Consider the following 20562-nt stretch of genomic DNA (forward strand, 5'->3'; position numbering starts at 1 on the left):
AAAAGATGAAACCAAACACCCACCTGATCGTTGTTAGGCGCAGGAGAACACGCACATGCTGATCTACATGCTTGCCACCGCAATGACCGTCGCCATGCTGATCGCTACCGTATTCGGGTTACATCAGGAAGCACAGCGCGTCCGCGCCAAGGCCAATACCAAGCAGTTCGAAGGCTTCGGCATCCGTAGGCCTTATCGGCATTTCTAGAGTGTTTGTTGACAACACCGGACCGACCTATCGGGCTGGCGGCGTCGTGGCAACTCACTCGACGTTGTTGTTGTCAGGCTCCCCACCTTCGGTAGCAGCGCCGCTTTCAGCCTCGACACCCTCTTCGATCTCTTCGTCCGCCTGCGGCTCCGAAATCCGCTCCACCGAAACGACCTTCTCGCCCTCTGCGGTATTAAAGATCGTAACGCCTTTGGTGGCGCGGCTGGCGAAGCGAATGCCGTTGACCGGGACGCGGATGACGGTGCCGCCATCCGAAACCAGCATGATCTGATCATCATTGCCGACCGGGAAGGTCGCCACCAGACGGCCGATTTCGGCCGTTTTCGAAACGTCGGTGGCGCGGATACCCTTGCCGCCGCGACCGGTCAGGCGGAAATCGTACGACGACGAACGCTTGCCGTAGCCATATTCCGTCACCGTCAGCACGAACTGCTCGTGTGCCTTGAGGAATTCGTAGCGCTCGTCCGAAAGCTCCGCCTCTTCGCCGACCTCTTCGTTGGTAAGCTGGATTTCTTCCTCCTCACCGGCGGCGATGTCGGCGGCGAGCCGGCGTTCAGCCAGCACCCGCTTGAGATAGGCGGCACGCTCCGCCGGAGGCGCATCGACGTGCTCGATCACCGCCATCGAGATCACCCGGTCGCCATCGGCCATGGCGATGCCGCGCACGCCGACCGAATTGCGGCTCTGGAAGACGCGTACGTCGCTGACCGGGAAGCGGATGCACTGGCCGGAACTTGCCGTCAAAAGCACGTCGTCATTATCGGTGCAGGTCTCGACGCCGAGGATCTCGTCGCCTTCCTCGTCCAGCTTCATGGCGATCTTGCCGTTGCGGTTGACCTGGACGAAGTCCGACAGCTTGTTGCGACGCACGGTGCCACGCGTGGTGGCAAACATGACGTCGAGCTCGCCCCAACTCGTCTCATCCTCCGGCAGCGGCATGATCGTGGTGATGCGCTCGCCCTGTTCGAGCGGCAGCATATTGATCAGCGCCTTGCCGCGCGATTGCGGGTTGCCGATCGGCAGGCGCCAGACCTTTTCCTTGTAGACGATGCCACGCGAAGAGAAGAACAGCACCGGCGTGTGCGTGTTGGCGACGAACAGCCGGGTGACGAAATCCTCTTCCTTGGTCGACATGCCGGAGCGGCCCTTGCCGCCGCGGCGCTGCGCCCGGTAGAGCGACAGCGGCACGCGCTTGATATAGCCGGAATGGCTGACCGTGACGACCATGTCCTCGCGCTGGATCAGGTCCTCGTCTTCCATGTCCGCCCCGCCCTCGGCGAGCTCGGTGCGGCGCGGCGTGCCGAACTCGTCGCGCACGGCGATGAGCTCGTCCTTGACGATCTGCTGGACGCGGGCGCGGGACGACAGGATGTCCAGGTAGTCCTTGATCTCGTCGCCGATCGTGTTCAGCTCGTCGGCGATCTCGTCGCGGCCGAGCGCGGTCAGGCGCTGCAGGCGCAGTTCGAGGATGGCGCGCGCCTGCTCCTCGGAGAGATTGTAGGTACCGTCCTCGTTGATGCGATGGCGCGGGTCGTCGATCAGAAGAATCAGCGATTCCACGTCGCCCGAAGGCCAGCGCCGCTCCATCAACTGCTCGCGCGCCGTCTGCGGGTCCGGAGCGCTGCGGATCAGCTTGATGACTTCATCGATATTGGCAACAGCGATGGCAAGGCCGACCAGCACATGGGCGCGGTCGCGCGCCTTGCGCAGCAGGAATTTCGTGCGCCGGCTGATCACCTCCTCGCGGAAGGCGACGAACGCCTTCAGCATATCGGTCAGCGTCAGCAATTCCGGCTTGCCGCCGTTCAGCGCCACCATATTGGCACCGAAGGACGTCTGCAGCGGAGTGAAGCGGTAAAGCTGGTTGAGGATGACGTCGGCGACGGCGTCGCGCTTCAGTTCGATGACGACGCGGTAACCCTGGCGGTCGCTCTCGTCGCGAATGTCGGAAATGCCCTCGATGCGCTTGTCGCGCACCAGTTCGGCCATCTTCTCGATCATCGACGCTTTGTTCACCTGATAGGGAACCTCGGTGATGACGATCGATTCACGGTCGTTGCCGCGCGCCTCGACGTTGACGCGGCCGCGCATGACGATGGAGCCGCGGCCGGTCGAATAGGCGCTGTAGATGCCGGAACGGCCAAGCACGATGCCGCCGGTCGGGAAATCCGGTCCCGGAATGATCTCCATCAGCGCCGGAAGGTCGATCGCTGGATTGTCGATGAGGGCAATGGCGCCGTTGCAGACCTCGCCCAGATTGTGCGGCGGGATGTTGGTGGCCATGCCGACGGCGATGCCGCCGGAGCCGTTGACCAGCAGGTTCGGAAAGCGCGCCGGCAGGACTTTCGGTTCGCTGCCCGACGCATCGTAAGTGTCCTGGAAATCGACGGTGTCCTTGTCGATGTCTTCCAGCAACTCATGCGCGACCTTGGTCAGCCGCGATTCCGTGTAGCGCATCGCCGCGGGCGGATCGCCGTCGATCGAGCCGAAATTGCCCTGCCCGTCAATCAGCGGCACGCGCAGCGACCAGTCCTGCGCCATGCGCACCAAAGCGTCGTAGATAGAGGCGTCGCCGTGCGGATGGTATTTACCCATCACGTCGGCGACCGGGCGTGCCGATTTCACATATTTACGATTCCAGTGATAGCCGCTCTCATAGGCGGCGTAGAGGATGCGGCGATGCACCGGCTTGAGGCCGTCGCGCACGTCCGGCAGCGCGCGACTGACGATCACGCTCATGGCGTAATCGAGATAAGAGCGCTGCATCTCCTCGATGATGGATATCGGCTCGATGCCGGTGGGGCCGCCGTCGGCGCCGCGCGGTGTCTTTTGGTCAGTCAAATCGGATCACAATCTAATCAGGAATCACTTGGTGCTTATATAGGAAGCCGGCCCGAAACTCCAACAATCGCGGCAGTTTTCCAATCTGGTTTTTAGCGGCAAATTCAAAAGGATACACCAATTGCGACGATATGGCCGTGGCACCCGTTCACCGGCGTCGCCGGCGGGCGCGATAAGTACCCGGCGCCTCGCCCATCAGCCGCCGGAAACGGCGGTTGAAGGTTGATAGATCGTTGAATCCCGCCGCAAAGGCGATCGCCGAAATTGTGTTATCTGACGTCCGCAGCCGCACGGCTGCCCTGTGCAGCCGCGTTCTCAGCAGGAATTGGTAGGGCGTCATACCGGCAACGTGCCGGAAGGTGCGCAGGAAATGGTAAGGGCTTGTGGCGGTCTCGTCGGCGAGTTCGGCAAGCGAGATCGGCCGGTCGGCATCGACTTCAATGCGCCGCACCGCTTCGGCAACACGCTTCTGGTCACGGCGGCTCGGCGTCCGTCCCCGATCCGTTGCGCTGCAAGCCGCTGTTACCGCGGCACCGGCAATGCGCAGGGCGAGTTCCTCGAACGCGCCGGTGTCGGCCATCTCGCGCGCCGCCTCCGCTTCGGCGAGCAGCGGCACCAGCGCCGGCAAGGGCGGCAGGTGCGGCGTGCTGAAATCGAACGTCTTGGCGCCCGGCACGTCGGCGACGATCCGCTCCATGCAGGCCGGTCCGAAATGGAAGGAGAGGCAGCGGTCGCCGGCGCCATGCTCGTGCCCGCACTCGTAGCATGTGCCGGGATTGCCGAGCAGGAGCGCGCCCGGCGCCAGCATCGCCGTGCCCTGGCGGGCACGATAGCGGAAGGTGCCGCTGGTTACGGCAGCAACGCAGAAATCCCGATGCTCCTCCTCGAATGGCCTGTCAGCGGCGCTGGCGGTGCAGATGACATCCGACACCTGCCAGCCTCGGCCCGACGCCAGCCTATGCGCGCTCGTCGTCATCGCCCAAACATAGCAATTTTTCCCAAGCGCAGAACCCCTGCCGGCCTCTATGCTTGTCGGTCTCCTGACAAGATGAGAGCGAAGCCATGTCCAATTCCTTTGCCAAGGCCCTGCACAGCGATGGGCCCACACCGGCCCTTGCCGAGAAACTGAACCTTTACGGCCGCTTCGTCGGCGCCTGGACGTTCGACGCCACGCGCCATCTCGAAGACGGTCAGGTGCTGACCGGGCGCGGCGAGGTGCATTTCGGCTGGGTGCTTGAAGGCCGCGCGATCCAGGACGTATGGATCCTGCCAGCTCGTGACGCTGGTTCCTCCCCTTCGCTCGGCAAATGGACCTTCTATGGCACGACGTTGCGCGTCTATGACCCAGGCGTCGACGCCTGGCACATCTTCTGGAGCGACCCGCGCAACCAGTATTACAGCCGCCAGCTGGGCCGCGTCGAAGGCGACACGATCGTCCAATTAGGCGCAGACGGCACCGGCCCTTCGGTACGCTGGAGCTTTTCCCGGATCACCGGAGATTCCTTCCGCTGGCTGGGCGAGCGTTCGTATGACGACGGCGCCACCTGGCGTCTCGAAGTCGAGTTTCTGGCGCGCCGCACCGCCAGCCCCTGATCCGCACGGTTTCCACTGGCTTCGCTTTGCTCTACCAATCCCGCTAACCGGCGTTGCCGGCGGGGAGGGTCAGCATGCCGAGCTTCGACAGCCTGTTCAACGCCTTCGTCACCATACTGGTGACGATCGATCCGCCCGGCCTCGCGCCGCTCTTCCTTGCCGTGACCCGCGGCATGAACCGCGAGGAGCGCAACCAGGTCTCCGTGCGCGCCTCGATCATCGCTTTCCTGGTGATGGCATTGTTCGCAATCGCCGGCGCGTCGATCCTGTCGGTCTTCGGCATCACCCTGCCGGCCTTCCGCGTCGCCGGCGGCTTTCTGCTGTTCTTCATCGCCTTCGAAATGGTGTTCGAGCGCCGGCAGGACCGTAAGGAGAAGATCGGCGACGTCGCCATCACCAGGGACATGATCCACAACATCGCCGCCTTTCCGCTGGCGATCCCGCTGATTGCGGGTCCCGGCGCGATTTCGGCGACCGTCCTGCTCTCAAGCTCGTTTCAGGGTTTTGGCGCGCAGACAGCCCTTGTCGGCATCATCGCCATCTGCCTCGTCATCACCTACCTGGTGTTCGTGCTGTCAGAGCGCATCGACCGTATTCTCGGCCAAACCGGCCGTTCGATCCTGACACGGCTGCTCGGCGTCATCCTGGCGGCGCTCGCCATACAGTTCGTCGCCGACGGCATCAAGGCGCTGATGGCGACCTAGGAACTGCCCTACTTCGCTGTCGTTTCAATGACTTCGAAGTCATGGGTAATCTCGGCAGTCTTGGCCATCATTGCCGAGGCCGAGCAGTATTTCTCGATCGAAAGCCCGATCGCCCGCTTCACCTTGTCGTGTGACAGCGCCCGGCCCTTGACGACAAAATGCATGTGAATGCGGGTGAACACCCTGGGATCGGCTTCTGCACGGTCGGCATCGAGTTCGACCACGCAATCTTCGACCGCCTCGCGCCCCTTTTCGAGGATATGGACCACGTCATAGGCCGAGCAGCCTCCGGTGCCGATCAGCACCAGTTCCATTGGGCTCGGCCCCGGCGTCTTGCCCTCCGGCCCGAACGCCGTGCCTAGCACCAGCTTGTGCCCACTGGCGGACTCGCCAACAAAAGTGCGCTCCTCCACCCATTTGACCCTTGCTTTCACTTGATACGTCCTTTCACCGCTCAAACGCATAACGTCCCGAAAATCCAAGACCGATTTTCGGGACGCCATTTCGTGGCCAAGGTGCTGGCGCTTTTCGCCGCAAGGGCAGTCCGCCCCGAGAAATCAGAACGGGATTTCGTCGTCCAGCTCGCGCGATGAACCGCCGCCGCCGCCCTTGTTGGCGCCACCGCGATTGAAACTTTCGCCCGGGCCTGACTGGCCGAAATCGGAACCGCGGCTCGCACCACCACCGGCATAGTTGCCGACCTGGCCGCCGCCCTCGCCCCGTGCGTCGAGCATCTGCAGCTCGCCGCGGAATTTCTGCAACACAACCTCAGTCGTATAGCGGTCATTGCCGGTCTGGTCCTGCCATTTGCGCGTCTGCAGCTGGCCCTCGACATAGACCTTCATGCCTTTCTTCAGATACTGCTCGGCCACCTTGGCGATCTGGTCGTTGAAAATCACGACATTGTGCCACTCGGTCTTTTCCTTGCGCTCTCCAGAGGTTTTGTCGCGCCAGCTTTCCGACGTCGCGATGCGGATATTGACGACCGGGTCACCCGAATTCAGGCGGCGGATTTCAGGGTCCGCACCGAGGTTGCCCACCAGAATGACCTTGTTGACGCTACCCGCCATGATACTTCTCCGCGCTCATCCGAAACCAGATTTTCTGTCGCTGCACCTTACAGACTATGGATAATCCCTGCCTGCTGTGGCTGCCTTTTCCCACAAGGTTTTTTGTTCTCTTTTCGTTCTAGGTTAAAGGTCCTGCACTGTCAATAGATGTCAGTAACAGGTAGTGTCTTGGCGTCGAACTTCCACGAACCCGGAGATCGAGGCGAACTCAATGAAGATGGTCGAGCATGACGATCAGCCGCAAGAAGAATGGCGGACGGGAGTAAAGACCCGCATGCATGTCTCGGCCTGCAACGGCGCAACTCAACTTTGCATATTTGAACAATGGGTCGAACCTGCGGTTGGCGCCCCGACACATTGGCACCCGGTCGAGGAAGTGCTTACCGTCATCGCCGGCAGGGCCGAGATGTGGATCGATGACGAGCATCTCGTCTTGACTGCCGGACAGTCGCTTGTTGTTGCCGCGCACAGGCAACATGGCTTCCGAAACGTCGGCTCCGAACTGCTTCATATTCATGCCGTGCTCGCGTCACCAGTTTTTGAGGCAACGTTTAACGGATCTCCAGACATGGTGAGACGCTGGCTTCCGACGCGTTTGTAAAATCTCGCTCGTCGCAAAAAACACTGCCTGTCTTAAAAACGCGACTTGCCAAACCGATAAGTATCGACTTATGCTTTTGGAATGATCGAAGCAGAGATTTTTCGGGCACTGGCCGATCCAACGCGTCGCGCCGTCTATGAGCGGCTCGCCGACGGCGAGATGACGGTATCGGAACTCCGTAATGGCATGCCGGTTTCGCAGCCGGCGGTATCGCAGCATCTCGCGGTGCTGCGAGGTGCCGGCCTCGTGGTCGAACGCCGGGCCGGCCGCAATGCCTATTATCGCGCCGATCCGAACGGGCTTGCGCCGCTGCTCGGCTGGATCGAACGCTACCGCGCGTTCTGGCCAGAGCGCATCGAAAGGCTCAAGACGGTTTTGAAGGACATGGACCAATGACCAGCCGAGGCAAAGAACGCGCGGAAATGGCGGCAGACAAGATCGAGTTCGAGTGCGAGTTGGCCGAGCCGCCGGAAAAAGTGTGGCGGGCGCTGACAGTGCCGGACCTGCTCGCGGCCTGGATGATGCCAAACGACATTGAACCAAAGGTCGGCAACCGCTTTGCCTTTAAAGCGCCGGCTGCGCCGATCGAGTGCGAAATCCTCGACGCGGATCCCGGACGGCTGCTGCGCTATTCCTGGCGGGAGCGGCCGGCGCCCGGCGATACGCAGGTGCCGCCCGACAGCCCGGTGGGCAGCCCAATGAACGATAGCCCAGTGGACAGCATCGTCACCTTTACGCTCGACCGCACCGTTTCCGGCGGCACGCATCTGCGCATCGTCCATGATGGTTTTGCTCGGGCAGCAGTGCCGGAGATCGCGATCGCAGGCGCCGGTTGCCGACTTTCGTTTGAAGCGCGCACTCCCAAGTACAAGCAGAACGCCGCAAACACCCCGCGCCTCTTTATGCGCGCGGCCTGAACGACGACAGTCAAAGGAGATAACGATGAGCGGCCTTGCCAATTTGGTGCCGATGGTGATCGAGCAGTCGAGCCGCGGCGAACGTGCCTTCGACATATTTTCGCGGCTGCTGCGCGAGCGCATCGTCTTCATCAACGGGCCGATCGACGACGGCACCTCGGCGCTGGTCTGCGCCCAGCTTCTGTCGCTGGAATCCGACAATCCCGACAAGGAGGTCTCGCTCTACATCAACTCGCCGGGTGGCGTGGTGACCAGCGGTTTCGCCATCTACGATACGATGCAGTATATCAGCTGCCCGGTCTCCACCGTTTGTATGGGCTTCGCCGCCTCGATGGCCTCGTTTCTCCTGATGGCGGGCACGCCAGGGCGGCGTATCGCGCTACCCAACACCAGCATCGTGCTGCATCAGCCTCTCGGCGGTTTCCAGGGCCAAGCCTCCGATATCCAGCGCCATGCCGAGGGCATCCTTCGCACCAAGCGGCGCATGACCGATCTCTACGCCCACCATTGCGGCCGCACCTACGAAGAAGTGGAACGCACGCTCGACCGCGACTTTTTCATGACCGCCCAGGAGGCCAAGGATTGGGGACTCGTCGACCATGTTTTCGACACTCGCAAGCAGGCCGCATGAACGAGCCGGCCCGGCGGACGGAACCGAGGCGATTGATCGCCCGCGATTTCAGCGCCGTCGATCTGGTCTTGCCGCCATCACGGCACTATAGTCCGGCGATGACCGCCAGCCGTTCATCCAGCCTGTTATGCCTTGCTATCGCTACTGTGGCCGGCACGAACATGCTGGTGGACATGGCATTTGCCCAAGATAATTCGACGTCTTCGCAAAAGGGCGCCCTGCCCGGCGTGACCAGCGACTATCGCATCGCCGAGCCAGGGCCGCAGCCTGAGCCCGACGACGCGGTTCCAAGCAGCGGCAACGGCACGTTCAAGATCGGCGATACCGACGTTCGGATTTCCGGCAGCATAACCATCGATGTCGCTACCGGCGGAATCAGGCCCCCCAGCCGGTAAGTTCGCCTGGTATGCGCGACAAATGTGCGCTTCACACGAACAGCCCCGTCATTGCTTGTGCAATTGACGGGGCTTCTTGGATCTAAAATCCAAATCGCCGGGAGTGTACTGCCGGCTTTTTATTTCGGATGCTTCGCGGCGTTCAGCCGACGATCCGACTAGCAGTCTCTGATTGTTGTGGGGATCGGCAGGTCAACGTTGGCAGGTAGCGCAAAACGCTTGGCCTAGCCACTTATACCTGCCGCGGCTCCAGCGACACGTGGAGCCTCAAGGAACTGTCCGGTGGAGTCATGCCTCTGCTCTCCTTCTGTTCGTTGCGACTGTCGTCGTCGAAGCGCTCATCGCATAACCCGCGGCGTCTCGCAGGCTAGCCCCAGGCCGCGAGGCCATCGAAAGACGGCCGGCTTCGTTGACGTTTGGAGTCTGCCCCCGTGACAGGTGGACGTCAACCTTGAATGGCCGATTACCGAAAAATGTGATCACGAGACGCTTTGTGAACCCGGGGTGAACCCAGCCGCACGGGCAGCTTTTGTCAGGAGCGTGTTCGGCCTTTGTTCTTTCCGCTTGCCCGTTCGCGCGAAAGGCGGTTAAACGCTTTGGTCGAGAGTTGTGGCGTCTCTCGAAAAGGCGGCGAAATTACCTACATAGGGGATGGTCGGGAAAACCCGCCCATCCCACGAATTCCAGATTCTGAGGCGGCGACCGGCGATGGCCGACCATAAATATCTCTCCATTCGCGGGGCACGCGAACACAATCTGAAGAATGTCGATCTCGACCTGCCGCGTGACAGCCTGATCGTCATGACCGGGCTGTCGGGGTCAGGCAAGTCGTCGCTTGCCTTCGACACGATCTATGCCGAGGGCCAGCGCCGCTATGTCGAGAGCCTTTCGGCCTATGCACGACAATTCCTCGAAATGATGCAGAAGCCGGACGTCGACCAGATCGACGGCCTGTCGCCAGCCATCTCCATCGAGCAGAAGACTACCTCGAAGAACCCACGTTCGACTGTCGGCACCGTCACCGAGGTCTACGATTATATGCGGCTTTTGTTCGCCCGCGTCGGTGTACCCTATTCGCCGGCCACCGGCCTGCCGATCGAGAGCCAGACGGTCTCGCAGATGGTCGACCGGGTGCTTGCAGTCGAGGAAGGCACCCGGCTGTTCATCCTGGCGCCGATGGTGCGCGGCCGCAAAGGCGAGTACCGCAAGGAACTGCTGGAGCTGCAGAAGAAGGGTTTTCAGCGCGTCAAAGTCGATGGCGTCTTCTACGAGATCGCCGACGTGCCGGCGCTGGACAAGAAGTACAAGCACGACATCGACGTCGTCGTCGACCGCATCGTCGTGCGCGGCGATCTGGCGACACGGCTCGCCGATTCCATCGAGACCGCGCTGAAGCTTGCCGACGGACTGGCGGTAGCGGAATTTGCCGACAGGCCGCTCGACGCCAGCCAGACCGGCGAGGATTCGGTCAATAAATCGAAGAACGAGACGCATGAACGCATGCTGTTCTCGGAAAAGTTCGCCTGCCCGGTATCCGGCTTCACCATTCCCGAGATCGAGCCCAGGCTGTTCTCCTTCAACAATCCGTTCGGCGCCTGCCCGACCTGCGATGGGCTCGGCAGCCAACGCGCCATCGATGCCAGCCTGGTCGTGCCCGACGAGAATGTCTCGCTGCGCGCCGGCGCCGTCAGCCCTTGGGCGAAATCGACGTCGCCCTATTATGCGCAAACGCTGGAAGCGCTGGGCGTTGCCTACGGCTTCAAGCTTGGCGACAAGTTCAAGGATCTGAGCGAAGAGGCAAAGCAAGCCATCCTGCACGGCACCGGCGAGCGCGAAATCACCTTCCACTACGATGACGGCCTGCGCTCCTACAAGACGACCAAGACCTTCGAGGGCGTCATCCCCAACCTCGAGCGCCGCTGGAAGGAAACCGAATCCGCCTGGATGCGCGAGGAGATCGAGCGCTTCATGTCGGCCACGCCCTGCCCGGCCTGCCGCGGCTATCGGCTGAAGCCCGAGGCGCTCGCGGTCAAGATCGCCGGCAAGCACATTGGCGAGGTCACCGAGCTGTCGATCCGCAAGGCCGACCAGTGGTTCACCGATCTGCCCGCTTCGCTCAACGACAAGCAGAACGAGATCGCGGTGCGCGTGCTCAAGGAAATCCGCGAGCGGCTGCGCTTCCTCAACGATGTCGGGCTCGATTATCTGACGCTGTCGCGCAACTCCGGCACGCTGTCAGGCGGCGAGAGCCAGCGCATCCGTCTTGCCTCGCAGATCGGCTCCGGCCTGACCGGCGTGCTTTACGTGCTGGACGAGCCGTCGATCGGTCTGCACCAGCGCGACAATGCCCGCCTGCTCGATACGCTGAAGCATCTGCGCGATATCGGCAACACAGTGATCGTCGTCGAGCACGACGAGGACGCCATCCTGCACGCCGACTATGTCGTCGATATCGGCCCGGCCGCCGGCATTCATGGCGGCCATATCATCGCCCAGGGCACGCCGCAGCAGATCATGGCGACGCCCGCTTCGATCACCGGCAAATATCTGTCGGGCGAGCTCGAAGTGGCGACGCCGGCAGTGCGGCGCGAGGCCAAGAAGAACCGCCGGCTGAAGGTCGTCGGCGCGCGCGGCAACAATCTGAAGAACGTCACCGCCGAAATCCCGCTCGGCACGTTTACCGCCGTGACCGGCGTGTCCGGCGGCGGCAAGTCGACCTTCCTGATTGAGACCCTGTTCAAGGCGGCGTCGCGCCGCATCATGGGCTCGCGCGAGCATCCGGCCGAGCACGACCGCATCGAGGGCCTGGAATTCCTCGACAAGGTCATCGACATCGACCAGTCGCCGATCGGGCGCACCCCGCGCTCCAACCCCGCCACCTATACCGGCGCCTTCACGCCGATCCGCGACTGGTTCGCCGGCTTGCCGGAGGCCAAGGCGCGCGGCTACCAGCCGGGCCGCTTCTCGTTCAACGTCAAGGGCGGCCGCTGCGAGGCCTGCCAGGGCGACGGCGTCATCAAGATCGAGATGCACTTCCTGCCCGACGTCTACGTCACCTGCGACGTCTGCCACGGCAAGCGCTACAACCGCGAGACACTGGACGTCCTGTTCAAGGGCAAGTCGATCGCCGACGTTCTCGACATGACAGTCGAGGAAGGCGTCGATTTCTTCGCCGCCGTGCCCGGCGTGCGCGACAAGCTGGAGACACTCAAACGGGTCGGCCTCGGCTACATCCATGTTGGCCAGCAGGCAACGACCTTGTCGGGCGGCGAGGCGCAGCGCATCAAGCTTGCCAAGGAACTGTCGCGCAAGGCGACCGGCAAGACGCTCTACATTCTCGATGAGCCAACCACCGGCCTGCATTTCCACGACGTCGCCAAGTTGCTTGAAGTGCTGCACGAGCTGGTCGACCAGGGCAACACGGTCGTCGTCATCGAGCACAATCTGGAGGTGATCAAGACCGCTGACTGGGTTCTCGATCTTGGCCCCGAAGGTGGTGACGGCGGCGGCGAGCTGGTGGCGTCCGGCACGCCGGAGGACATCGTCCGCGAAAAACGCAGCTATACCGGGCAGTTCCTGAGGGAATTGCTGGAGCGGCGCCCCGGAGGCAAGCGCGAAGCGGCGGAGTGATGGCAAAGAACGGTCTCATCACGGTCCAAAGCCGCTTCGGCGTGACCGAAACCATCGATCGCCTGGTCGAAACTGTCGAACGTGCAGGATTGCTGGTCTTCGCCCGCATTGATCACGCCGCTGGTGCGCGCAGCGTCGAAACATCACTGCGTTCAACCCAGCTCCTGATTTTCGGCAATCCGAAAGGCGGTACGCCACTGATGCAGGACCGGCAGCTTGCCGGCATCGATCTGCCGGTCAAGGCACTGGCTTGGGAGGACGAGCAAGGCGAGATCTGGCTCTCCTACAATGACGCACGCTGGCTCGCTGAGCGCCACGGCTTGGGCGACGCCAGTCGCAATGCCGTCGCTGCGATCGCCGACGGCATGGACAAGGTGATTGCGGCCGCTGCCGGCGCGGGCCAGTTTTGATGTGAGAGCCGCTCGGGCCGATGATCTCTCCACGGTGATTTCGCTCACCACCGACGCCTACGCGCCCTACACTGCCCTGTTCGGAGCGCCGCCGATCCCCGCCACAGAGGACTATGCGCCGCGCATCCAACGCGGCGAGGTCTGGCTTTTGGAGCAGAACGGACAGCCGGCCGGCCTGATCGTTCTCGAACGACATGCGGACCATACAATGATCTTCAGCGTTGCCGTTGCGCCAGCCTTTCAGGGCAAGGGTTTCGGCATCGGGCTGCTCGACTGGGCCGAGCAACAGACGCGCTTGTGGAGCTTGCCTGAAATCCGACTCTACACCAATGCCAGAATGGAACGGAACGTTTCGTTGTATAAGGCCTACGGCTTTCGCGAAACGGGTCGCCGTCCCAATCCATATCGGCCAGGATGGACGGTCATCGACATGGCGAAAGCCGTCGAGACGACCGCCATCGCGTGATCCTTTTCTGCAAACCGGGAGGACGACCATGACTCAATCAGGAACAATCCGCGCCGGCATGGGCGGCTGGACCTTCGAGCCGTGGGACACGTCCTTCTACCCGGACAAATTGTCGAAGGCCAAGCAACTGCATTATGCCAGCCGGCAGGTGCCCACCATAGAGGTCAACGGCACCTATTATTCGAGCTTCAAGGAGCCGACCTTCGTCAAATGGGCCAACGAGGCGCCGGATGGTTTCGTCTATTCGCTGAAGGGCAACCGCTTCGTCACCAACCGCCGCGTGCTCGGCGAGGCCGGGGAATCGATCATGCGCTTCCTCGGGTCGGGCGTCGCGGCACTTGGCGACAAGCTCGGGCCGATCCTGTGGCAGTTCGCGCCGACCAAGAAATTCGACCCTGACGATTTCGAGGCCTTCCTCAAGCTGTTGCCGGAAAAGCAGGACGGCGTTGCGCTGCGCCACGCGGTCGAGGTGCGCAACGACAGCTTCGTCGTGCCGGAGTTCGCCGCCTTGGCGCGAAAGCACAAGGCCGCCATCGTCTATGCCGACCACGCCAAATATCCTGGGATTGCCGACGTTACCGGCGATTTCATCTATGCGCGGCTGCAGACCGGCAGCGACGACAATCCCGATTGCTACACGCCAAAGGCGCTCGACGAATGGGCGGCGCGCGCAAAAACCTGGGCGGAAGGCAAGGTGCCGGCCGACCTGTCGCGTGCCGATCCTTCAACCGACGCGCCGGTCAAGCCACGCGATGTGTTCGTCTACTTCATCACAGAGGGCAAGGTCCGCGCTCCATTCGGCGCCATCGCCCTGATGAAGCGGGTCGCAGGCTGACGCCGCTGTCGGTGGTCCGCCTGGCTTGGTCCTAAACTACCGGCTATGCGGCGCGTTCGTCCGGACGCCGATCAACCCTGACGATCTCATTGAAAGCATCGAGATCGACATAGAAGACCTTGGTGATCTCCGCGATGAGTTCGTCGTGGTCATACCCCTGCGATTTCAGAATGTTGATGGCTGTCAGGATGTCGACGCGCTCCGTGAGCCGTCGTTTCTGATAGTCCTCGACATAGCGCTCCATTGACTGGCCCTGGCTCCCAAGCACCCGAAATGTTGGACGACAACAGAACGCTCGAAGGGAAGGGCTTGCGCGCAAGCGTGCCGACGCAGCCGCGCCTTCCCCTGATCTGCCAAGTTGAAACTGGTACGGAAAGCGGCCGACTCACCAAGGCCAAGCAAAATCTAGCACGCAATCTGCAGCGCGCCAGAGTTGCAAAGTAATAGAATCAATAAGAATTCAGACGGTCAGGAATTTGCGGACGTCCGCCCGGTCGAGATCCTCGGCCGGGCCGGTATGAACGATCTGGCCACGGTCCATGATGTTGACCTCGTCGGCCAATTCCCGGCAGAAGTCGAGATACTGTTCGACCAAAAGCACGGCGATACCGGCCTGGTCGCGCAGATAGCGGATGGCGCGGCCAATGTCCTTGATGATCGACGGCTGAATGCCTTCGGTCGGCTCGTCGAGCACCAGCAGCTTCGGCCGCATCACCAGTGCCCTGCCGATGGCAAGCTGCTGCTGCTGGCCGCCGGAAAGATCGCCGCCGCGGCGCGCGAGCATCTGCTTCAGCACCGGAAACAATTCGAAGATGTGACCGGGAATGTTGCGGTCGGCGCGCTTCAGCGGCGCGAAGCCCGATTCGAGGTTTTCCCGCACCGTAAGCAGCGGAAATATCTCCCTGCCCTGCGGCACGAATGCGATGCCCGACCGGGCGCGATCATACGCCGCGCTCCGGTCGAGCGCCTTCCCCTCGAAGGCAACACTTCCGCTCGTCAGCCGGTGATGGCCGACGATCGATCTCATCAAACTGGTCTTGCCGACGCCGTTGCGACCGAGCACGCAGGTGATCCTGCCGGCGCCGGCTGTCAGCGAGACACCGCGCAGCGCCTGAGCGGCGCCGTAATGCAGCGTGGCATTGGAGACTTCGAGCATGGTCAGCGCTTTCTCCAACGCGTGAAGAACGAAAGGTCGAAATGATGGAACGGAACGCGCCAGACCATGATCATCTCCCCAGGTAGACTTCGACGACGCGCTCGTCGGCCGAAACGAAGTCGAGGCTGCCCTCGGAAAGCACCGAGCCTTCGTGCAGGCAGGTAACCTTGACGCCGAGCTCGCGCACGAAATGCATGTCGTGCTCGACGACGATGACCGAATGGTCGCGCGCGATATCCCTGAGCAGCCGCGCGGTTTCCTCGGTCTCGGCGTCGGTCATGCCGGCAACCGGTTCGTCGACCAGCAGCAGCAGCGGATCCTGCGCCAGAAGCATGCCGATCTCGAGCCATTGCTTTTGGCCGTGGCTCAGATTGGCGGCGAGTTCGTCCCGCTTGTCGCCAAGCCGGATGATGCCGAGGATGTCGTCGATCTGCCGCACTTCCGCGGCCGAGCGACGATGGAACAGTGCCGGGAAGATCGAGCGCGGGCCTTTCAGCGCCAGCATCAGATTGTCCTCGATCGTGTGGCTTTCAAAGACGGTCGGCTTCTGGAACTTACGGCCGATGCCCATCATGGCGATTTCGGCCTCGTCGTGTTTGGTCAGGTCGACCTCACCGTTGAAGAAAACCTCGCCCGCATCGGGCCGCGTCTTGCCGGTGACGATGTCCATCATCGTCGTCTTTCCGGCGCCGTTGGGGCCGATGATCGCCCGCATCTCGCCTTTGTCGAGCACCAGCGAAAGGTTGTTGATGGCGCGAAACCCATCAAAGGAAACCGAGACGCCGTCGAGATAGAGGATGGTGTTGCTCTTCGACATCACGCCATCACTCCGCCGGCTGCGGTTCGGCGCTGGAGGCCGACCAGTCGCCCGGCCTTCTCGCCGCCGAACGGTCGGTTTTCGGCGGCACCTGCGCATCGGGATCGATCCCGGCTTCCTCGGCAACCGAGGCCGCCCGCAACGTCTTGGCGTTGCCGCGCCAGGAATCCCACATGCCGATGATGCCCTTGGGCAGGAACAGCGTGACGGCGACAAACAGTCCGCCCAGCGCAAACAACCAGAATTCAGGCAGCACCCCGGTGAACCAGGATTTACCGGCATTGACCAAAAGCGCGCCGATGATCGGCCCGACGATGGTGCCGCGCCCGCCGACGGCCGCCCACACCACCACCTCGATCGAATTGGACGGCTCGAATTCGCCAGGGTTGATGATGCCGACCTGCGGTACGTAAAGCGCACCGGCGATGCCGGCCATCACCGCCGACACGGTGAAGGCGAACAGTTTGACGTTCTCCGCCCGCCAGCCGAGAAAGCGCGTGCGGCTTTCGGCGTCGCGCACCGCCATCAAAAGCTTGCCGTATTTGGAACCGACGATTGCCCAGGTGACGAAGACGGCAGACGCCAGCATGACGGCGCTGGCCGCGAACAGCGCCGAGCGTGTCATGTCGGCCTGCACGTTGAAGCCTAGAATATCCTTGAAGTCGGTCAGGCCGTTATTGCCGCCGAAACCCATGTCGTTTCGGAAAAAGGCAAGCAGCAGCGCATAGGTCATCGCCTGGGTGATGATCGACAGATAGACGCCGGTGACGCGACTGCGGAAGGCAAACCAGCCGAAGACGAAGGCGAGCAGGCCGGGTACTGCAAGCACCATGATTGCGGCAAACCAGAAATGGTCGAAACCGTACCAGAACCACGGCAGTTCCTTGTAGTTCAGGAACACCATGAAGTCCGGCAGCAGCGGATTGCCGTAGACGCCGCGCGAGCCGATCTGGCGCATCAGATACATGCCCATCGCATAGCCGCCGAGTGCGAAGAAGGCGCCATGGCCGAGCGAGAGGATGCCGCAATAGCCCCAGACGAGATCGAGGGCCAAGGCGAGCAGCGCATAGCAGAGATATTTGCCGGTGAGCGCGACGATATAGGACGGCACGTAAAACGCACTTGTCGGCGAGACCGCAAGATTGAGCAGCGGCACGACGATTGCAACCGCCAGCAGGATGAAGATGGTGATGGCGACGCGGCGGTCGGCGCCGGCGGCAAAGAAGCGTCCCGTGATCATGCTTCCACCGACCTGCCCTTGAGCGCGAACAGACCGCGCGGGCGTTTCTGGATGAACAGGATGATCAGCACCAGGACGACGATCTTGCCGAGCACCGCTCCGGCATAGGGTTCGAGGAATTTGTTGACAATGCCGAGCGAGAAGGCGCCGACCAGCGTGCCCCAGAGATTGCCGACGCCGCCGAAGACGACGACCATGAAGCTGTCGATGATGTAGCCGCGGCCGAGATTGGGCGAGACATTGTCGATCTGGCTGAGCGCGACACCGGCGATGCCGGCAATGCCTGACCCCAATGCAAAGGTCAGGGCATCGACCCACGGCGTCCTGATGCCCATAGAGGCGGCCATCCGGCGATTGGCGGTGACGGCACGCATCTGCAGCCCCCAGGGCGTGCGTTTCATCACGTAAAGCAACACCGCGAAGACGCCGAGCGCAAAAGCCAGGATCCAGAGCCGGTTCCAGGTGACCGAAAGCTGGCCGATCGCGAACGAACCTGACATCCAGGATGGGTTGCCAACCTCCTGGTTGGTCGGCCCGAAGATGGTGCGCACGGCCTGCTGCAGGATCAGCGAGACACCCCATGTCGCCAGCAGGGTCTCCAGCGGCCGGCCATAGAGGAAGCGGATCAGCCCGCGCTCGATGACAAGGCCGACGAGCGCCGCCACCAGGAAGGCCAGCGGCAGGGCGATGACCAGCGACCAGTCGAACAGGCCGGGAAAGGAATTGCGGATAACCTCCTGCACGACGAAGGTCGTGTAGGCGCCCAGCATGACCATCTCGCCATGCGCCATGTTGATGACGCCCATGACGCCGAAAGTGATGGCAAGGCCGATCGCCGCCAGCAGCAGCACCGACCCTAGCGATATGCCGTACCAGATGTTCTGGCCGGCATCCCACAGCGCCAGCGTCGAATTGATGTTGGATATCGCCGCAGTCGCCGCGTCCTTCACCGCACCTTCGGAACTGGCCTCCACCGACGTGAGCAGCGACACCGCATCACGGTCGCCGCGCGCACCGATGAGCGCGATCGCCGCCAGTTTGTCGGCCTCGGGCCTGTCGGAAACGAGAACCGATGCGGCACGGGCCTGTTCGAGCAGCGCCCTGACGCCTGCCGCGCTCTCATTGGCGATCGCGGTGTCGAGCGGCTCGATGTTTGCCGCGTCCGGCGTCTTGAACATGGTGTCGGCGGCGGCAATGCGCACCGCCGGATCCTTGGAGCCGAGCGTCAGCGTGCCCAGCGCGTCGCGGATGACGCGGCGCAGCGTGTTGTTGACCTTGATCTTGGTGATGTCGGCCTTGGCTGCTTCGCCAGACTTTTCGCCGGTGAGCGCATCGAGCAGTTCGATGCTGTCGCCGCTCTCCTTGCCGACAAAGACTACTGAATCGGCCTTGCGGACGTAAAGGCTGCCCTCCGCAAGCGCGGCAAGCGGCCGTTCGACGGCTGTGTCGCCGGTTGCCGCAAGCTCGCGCACGACGGCTTCGATCGCTGAAAAATTGGAGGCGGTGGCGAGTTTGGCGACGACCGCGCGCAGATCGGATTCGCTGGCGTTCGACGGCAGCAGCATTCCCAGAAGGAGGAGCAGCATCAGGCCAATCGCGCGGATCAGGATCATCGGTTTCTGGTGGCTCTTGGAGGTTGAATGTCGCCTCCGGGCAGGCTGGAGGACGAGCCCGCCCGGAGGCTTTTGCGGTCTGGGAAGACAGACCGGGAGGATCAGTTGGTTCCCTTGCCGCCGCATTTGCCTGTGGCGACATTGAAGTTGCCGCAGGACAGAGGCGCGCGCCAATCGGAGATCAGGTCCTTGGAGTCAGGCAGGTAGTCGGACCACTCGTCGCCCATTACCAGGCCCGGCGTCTGCGAGACGGTTTCGAACTGGCCGTCGGCCTGGATTTCGCCGATCAGCACCGGCTTGGTGATGTGATGGTTCGGCATCATGGTTGAATAACCGCCGGTCAGGTTCGGCACCGAGACGCCGACCATGGCGTCGATGACCTTGTCCGGATCGGTGGTGCCGGCCTTCTCGACCGCCTTCACCCACATGTTGAAGCCGATATAGTGGGCTTCCATCGGATCGTTGGTGGTGCGCTTGTCGTTCTTGATGAACTTGTGCCAGTCGGCGATGAACTTCGCGTTCTCGGGCGTATCGACGCTTTCGAAATAGTTCCAGGCGGCGAGATGGCCGACCAGCGGCGCAGTGTCCAGACCGGCAAGCTCTTCCTCGCCGACCGAGAAGGCCATGACCGGGATGTCCTCAGCCTTGATGCCCTGGTTGCCGAGCTCCTTGTAGAACGGCACGTTGGCGTCGCCATTGACGGTCGAGACGACGGCGGTCTTCTTGCCGGCCGAGCCGAACTTCTTGATCGCCGAGACTTCGGTCTGCCAGTCGGAGAAACCGAACGGCGTGTAGTTGACCAGGATGTCTTCGGCGGCAACGCCCTTCGCCTTCAGATAGGCCTCGAGTATCTTGTTGGTGGTGCGCGGGTAGACGTAGTCGGTGCCTTCGAGCACCCAGCGCTTCACCGAACCGCCATCCTCGCTCATCAGATAATCGACGGCCGGAATGGCCTGCTGGTTCGGCGCCGCACCGGTGTAGAACACGTTGCGCTCGCTTTCCTCACCCTCATACTGGACCGGGTAGAACAGGATGTTGTCGAGTTCGCTGAACACCGGCAGCACCGATTTGCGCGACACCGACGTCCAGCAGCCGAACACCGCGGCGACCTTGTCCTTCGAGATCAGCTCGCGCGCCTTTTCGGCGAACAGCGGCCAGTTGGAAGCCGGATCGACGACCACCGCCTCGAGCTTCTTGCCGAGCAGGCCGCCCTTGGCATTCTGCTCTTCGATGAGCATCAGCATGGCGTCCTTCAGCGTTGTCTCCGAGATCGCCATGGTTCCCGACAGCGAATGGAGGATGCCGACCTTGATGGTGTCGTCGGCCGCCTTGGCGGGAACGCTCATCAGCAGGCCGGCGGTGACCACGCCGGCCGAAAACATTTTTGCTATTGTCGAGAAACTGCCCCTCATAC

Annotated in this window: 22 protein-coding genes; 12 read left to right on the forward strand and 10 right to left on the reverse strand. The window is 62.3% G+C overall.

Annotated elements, in window-relative coordinates; translation table 11 throughout:
* Positions 1-55: 55 nt before the first annotated feature.
* Positions 56-208, forward strand: a complete 153-nt coding sequence (locus NKJ72_RS19520; protein WP_352478968.1) for a hypothetical protein — start codon at positions 56-58, stop codon at positions 206-208.
* A 54-nt stretch (positions 209-262) separates the two neighbouring features.
* Here NKJ72_RS19520 and gyrA read toward each other — a convergent pair whose 3' ends face one another.
* Together gyrA and NKJ72_RS19530 are read right to left on the reverse strand one after the other, a co-directional pair.
* Positions 263-3070: a DNA gyrase subunit A gene (gyrA, locus tag NKJ72_RS19525; protein WP_352478969.1), complete on the reverse strand. Its 2808-nt coding sequence runs from the start codon at positions 3068-3070 to the stop codon at positions 263-265.
* A gap of 148 nt (positions 3071-3218) precedes the next feature.
* Positions 3219-4046: a helix-turn-helix transcriptional regulator gene (locus NKJ72_RS19530; RefSeq protein ID WP_352478970.1), complete on the reverse strand. Its 828-nt coding sequence runs from the start codon at positions 4044-4046 to the stop codon at positions 3219-3221.
* Positions 4047-4132: 86 nt separating this feature from the next.
* Between NKJ72_RS19530 and NKJ72_RS19535 the strand changes: the two genes are divergently transcribed.
* Both NKJ72_RS19535 and NKJ72_RS19540 read left to right on the forward strand, forming a co-directional pair.
* A complete protein-coding gene (locus NKJ72_RS19535) occupies positions 4133-4663 on the forward strand; it encodes a hypothetical protein (protein WP_352478971.1) in 531 nt (176 codons plus the stop codon).
* 74 nt (positions 4664-4737) lie between these two features.
* Positions 4738-5367 (forward strand): MarC family protein, encoded by a 630-nt coding sequence (locus tag NKJ72_RS19540; RefSeq protein WP_254817370.1) that lies wholly within the window; start codon positions 4738-4740, stop codon positions 5365-5367.
* Positions 5368-5375: 8 nt separating this feature from the next.
* Here the strand turns inward: NKJ72_RS19540 and NKJ72_RS19545 are convergent, their stop codons facing one another.
* A complete protein-coding gene (locus NKJ72_RS19545; RefSeq protein ID WP_352455706.1) occupies positions 5376-5801 on the reverse strand; it encodes an OsmC family protein in 426 nt (141 codons plus the stop codon).
* Between the two features lie 123 nt (positions 5802-5924).
* Complete coding sequence (locus NKJ72_RS19550; RefSeq protein ID WP_023674867.1) at positions 5925-6437, reverse strand: single-stranded DNA-binding protein; 513 nt, start codon at positions 6435-6437, stop codon at positions 5925-5927.
* Positions 6438-6648: 211 nt separating this feature from the next.
* On the opposite strand from NKJ72_RS19550, the gene NKJ72_RS19555 reads away from it, so the two are divergent.
* The 9 genes from NKJ72_RS19555 to NKJ72_RS19595 all read left to right on the forward strand — a co-directional run bounded on the left by NKJ72_RS19555 (position 6649) and on the right by NKJ72_RS19595 (position 14322).
* Positions 6649-7038, forward strand: coding sequence for a cupin domain-containing protein (locus NKJ72_RS19555; protein WP_352478972.1), 390 nt, complete (start codon positions 6649-6651; stop codon positions 7036-7038).
* Positions 7039-7119: 81 nt separating this feature from the next.
* On the forward strand, positions 7120-7434 hold the full coding sequence (locus tag NKJ72_RS19560) for an ArsR/SmtB family transcription factor (RefSeq protein WP_352478973.1): 315 nt from the start codon (positions 7120-7122) through the stop codon (positions 7432-7434).
* Positions 7431-7955 carry an SRPBCC family protein gene (locus tag NKJ72_RS19565; RefSeq protein ID WP_352478974.1) on the forward strand — a complete coding sequence of 175 codons (525 nt, stop codon included), beginning with the start codon at positions 7431-7433 and terminating at the stop codon, positions 7953-7955. The genes NKJ72_RS19560 and NKJ72_RS19565 overlap by 4 nt, the downstream gene beginning before the upstream one ends.
* A gap of 25 nt (positions 7956-7980) precedes the next feature.
* On the forward strand, positions 7981-8586 hold the full coding sequence (locus NKJ72_RS19570) for an ATP-dependent Clp protease proteolytic subunit (RefSeq protein ID WP_254817374.1): 606 nt from the start codon (positions 7981-7983) through the stop codon (positions 8584-8586).
* A gap of 98 nt (positions 8587-8684) precedes the next feature.
* Positions 8685-8981 (forward strand): hypothetical protein, encoded by a 297-nt coding sequence (locus NKJ72_RS19575; RefSeq protein ID WP_352479042.1) that lies wholly within the window; start codon positions 8685-8687, stop codon positions 8979-8981.
* Positions 8982-9689: 708 nt separating this feature from the next.
* Complete coding sequence (uvrA, locus tag NKJ72_RS19580; RefSeq protein ID WP_352478975.1) at positions 9690-12611, forward strand: excinuclease ABC subunit UvrA; 2922 nt, start codon at positions 9690-9692, stop codon at positions 12609-12611.
* On the forward strand, positions 12611-13021 hold the full coding sequence (locus NKJ72_RS19585; protein WP_352478976.1) for a DUF302 domain-containing protein: 411 nt from the start codon (positions 12611-12613) through the stop codon (positions 13019-13021). The genes uvrA and NKJ72_RS19585 overlap by 1 nt, the downstream gene beginning before the upstream one ends.
* A 1-nt stretch (position 13022) precedes the next feature.
* On the forward strand, positions 13023-13487 hold the full coding sequence (locus tag NKJ72_RS19590) for a GNAT family N-acetyltransferase (RefSeq protein WP_352479043.1): 465 nt from the start codon (positions 13023-13025) through the stop codon (positions 13485-13487).
* A 28-nt stretch (positions 13488-13515) separates the two neighbouring features.
* The gene (locus NKJ72_RS19595; RefSeq protein WP_352478977.1) at positions 13516-14322 is read left to right on the forward strand and encodes a DUF72 domain-containing protein; all 807 of its coding nucleotides are present in this window, start codon (positions 13516-13518) and stop codon (positions 14320-14322) included.
* Between the two features lie 43 nt (positions 14323-14365).
* Here NKJ72_RS19595 and NKJ72_RS19600 read toward each other — a convergent pair whose 3' ends face one another.
* From NKJ72_RS19600 to urtA, 6 genes are all read right to left on the reverse strand, one after another.
* Positions 14366-14566, reverse strand: coding sequence for a hypothetical protein (locus NKJ72_RS19600; protein WP_023674857.1), 201 nt, complete (start codon positions 14564-14566; stop codon positions 14366-14368).
* Positions 14567-14782: 216 nt separating this feature from the next.
* The gene (urtE, locus tag NKJ72_RS19605; RefSeq protein WP_352478978.1) at positions 14783-15478 is read right to left on the reverse strand and encodes an urea ABC transporter ATP-binding subunit UrtE; all 696 of its coding nucleotides are present in this window, start codon (positions 15476-15478) and stop codon (positions 14783-14785) included.
* A gap of 70 nt (positions 15479-15548) precedes the next feature.
* Positions 15549-16295: an urea ABC transporter ATP-binding protein UrtD gene (gene urtD, locus NKJ72_RS19610; protein ID WP_352478979.1), complete on the reverse strand. Its 747-nt coding sequence runs from the start codon at positions 16293-16295 to the stop codon at positions 15549-15551.
* 7 nt (positions 16296-16302) lie between these two features.
* Positions 16303-17535, reverse strand: a complete 1233-nt coding sequence (gene urtC, locus NKJ72_RS19615) for an urea ABC transporter permease subunit UrtC (RefSeq protein ID WP_502901869.1) — start codon at positions 17533-17535, stop codon at positions 16303-16305.
* Positions 17532-19148, reverse strand: coding sequence for an urea ABC transporter permease subunit UrtB (gene urtB, locus NKJ72_RS19620; RefSeq protein WP_352478980.1), 1617 nt, complete (start codon positions 19146-19148; stop codon positions 17532-17534). Before urtB ends, urtC begins: the two co-directional genes overlap by 4 nt.
* 101 nt (positions 19149-19249) lie before the next feature.
* Complete coding sequence (urtA, locus tag NKJ72_RS19625) at positions 19250-20560, reverse strand: urea ABC transporter substrate-binding protein (protein ID WP_502901871.1); 1311 nt, start codon at positions 20558-20560, stop codon at positions 19250-19252.
* Positions 20561-20562: the final 2 nt, after the last annotated feature.

The organism is Mesorhizobium sp. M0045 (assembly GCF_040323385.1).
In the GTDB taxonomy this organism is placed as follows: domain Bacteria; phylum Pseudomonadota; class Alphaproteobacteria; order Rhizobiales; family Rhizobiaceae; genus Mesorhizobium.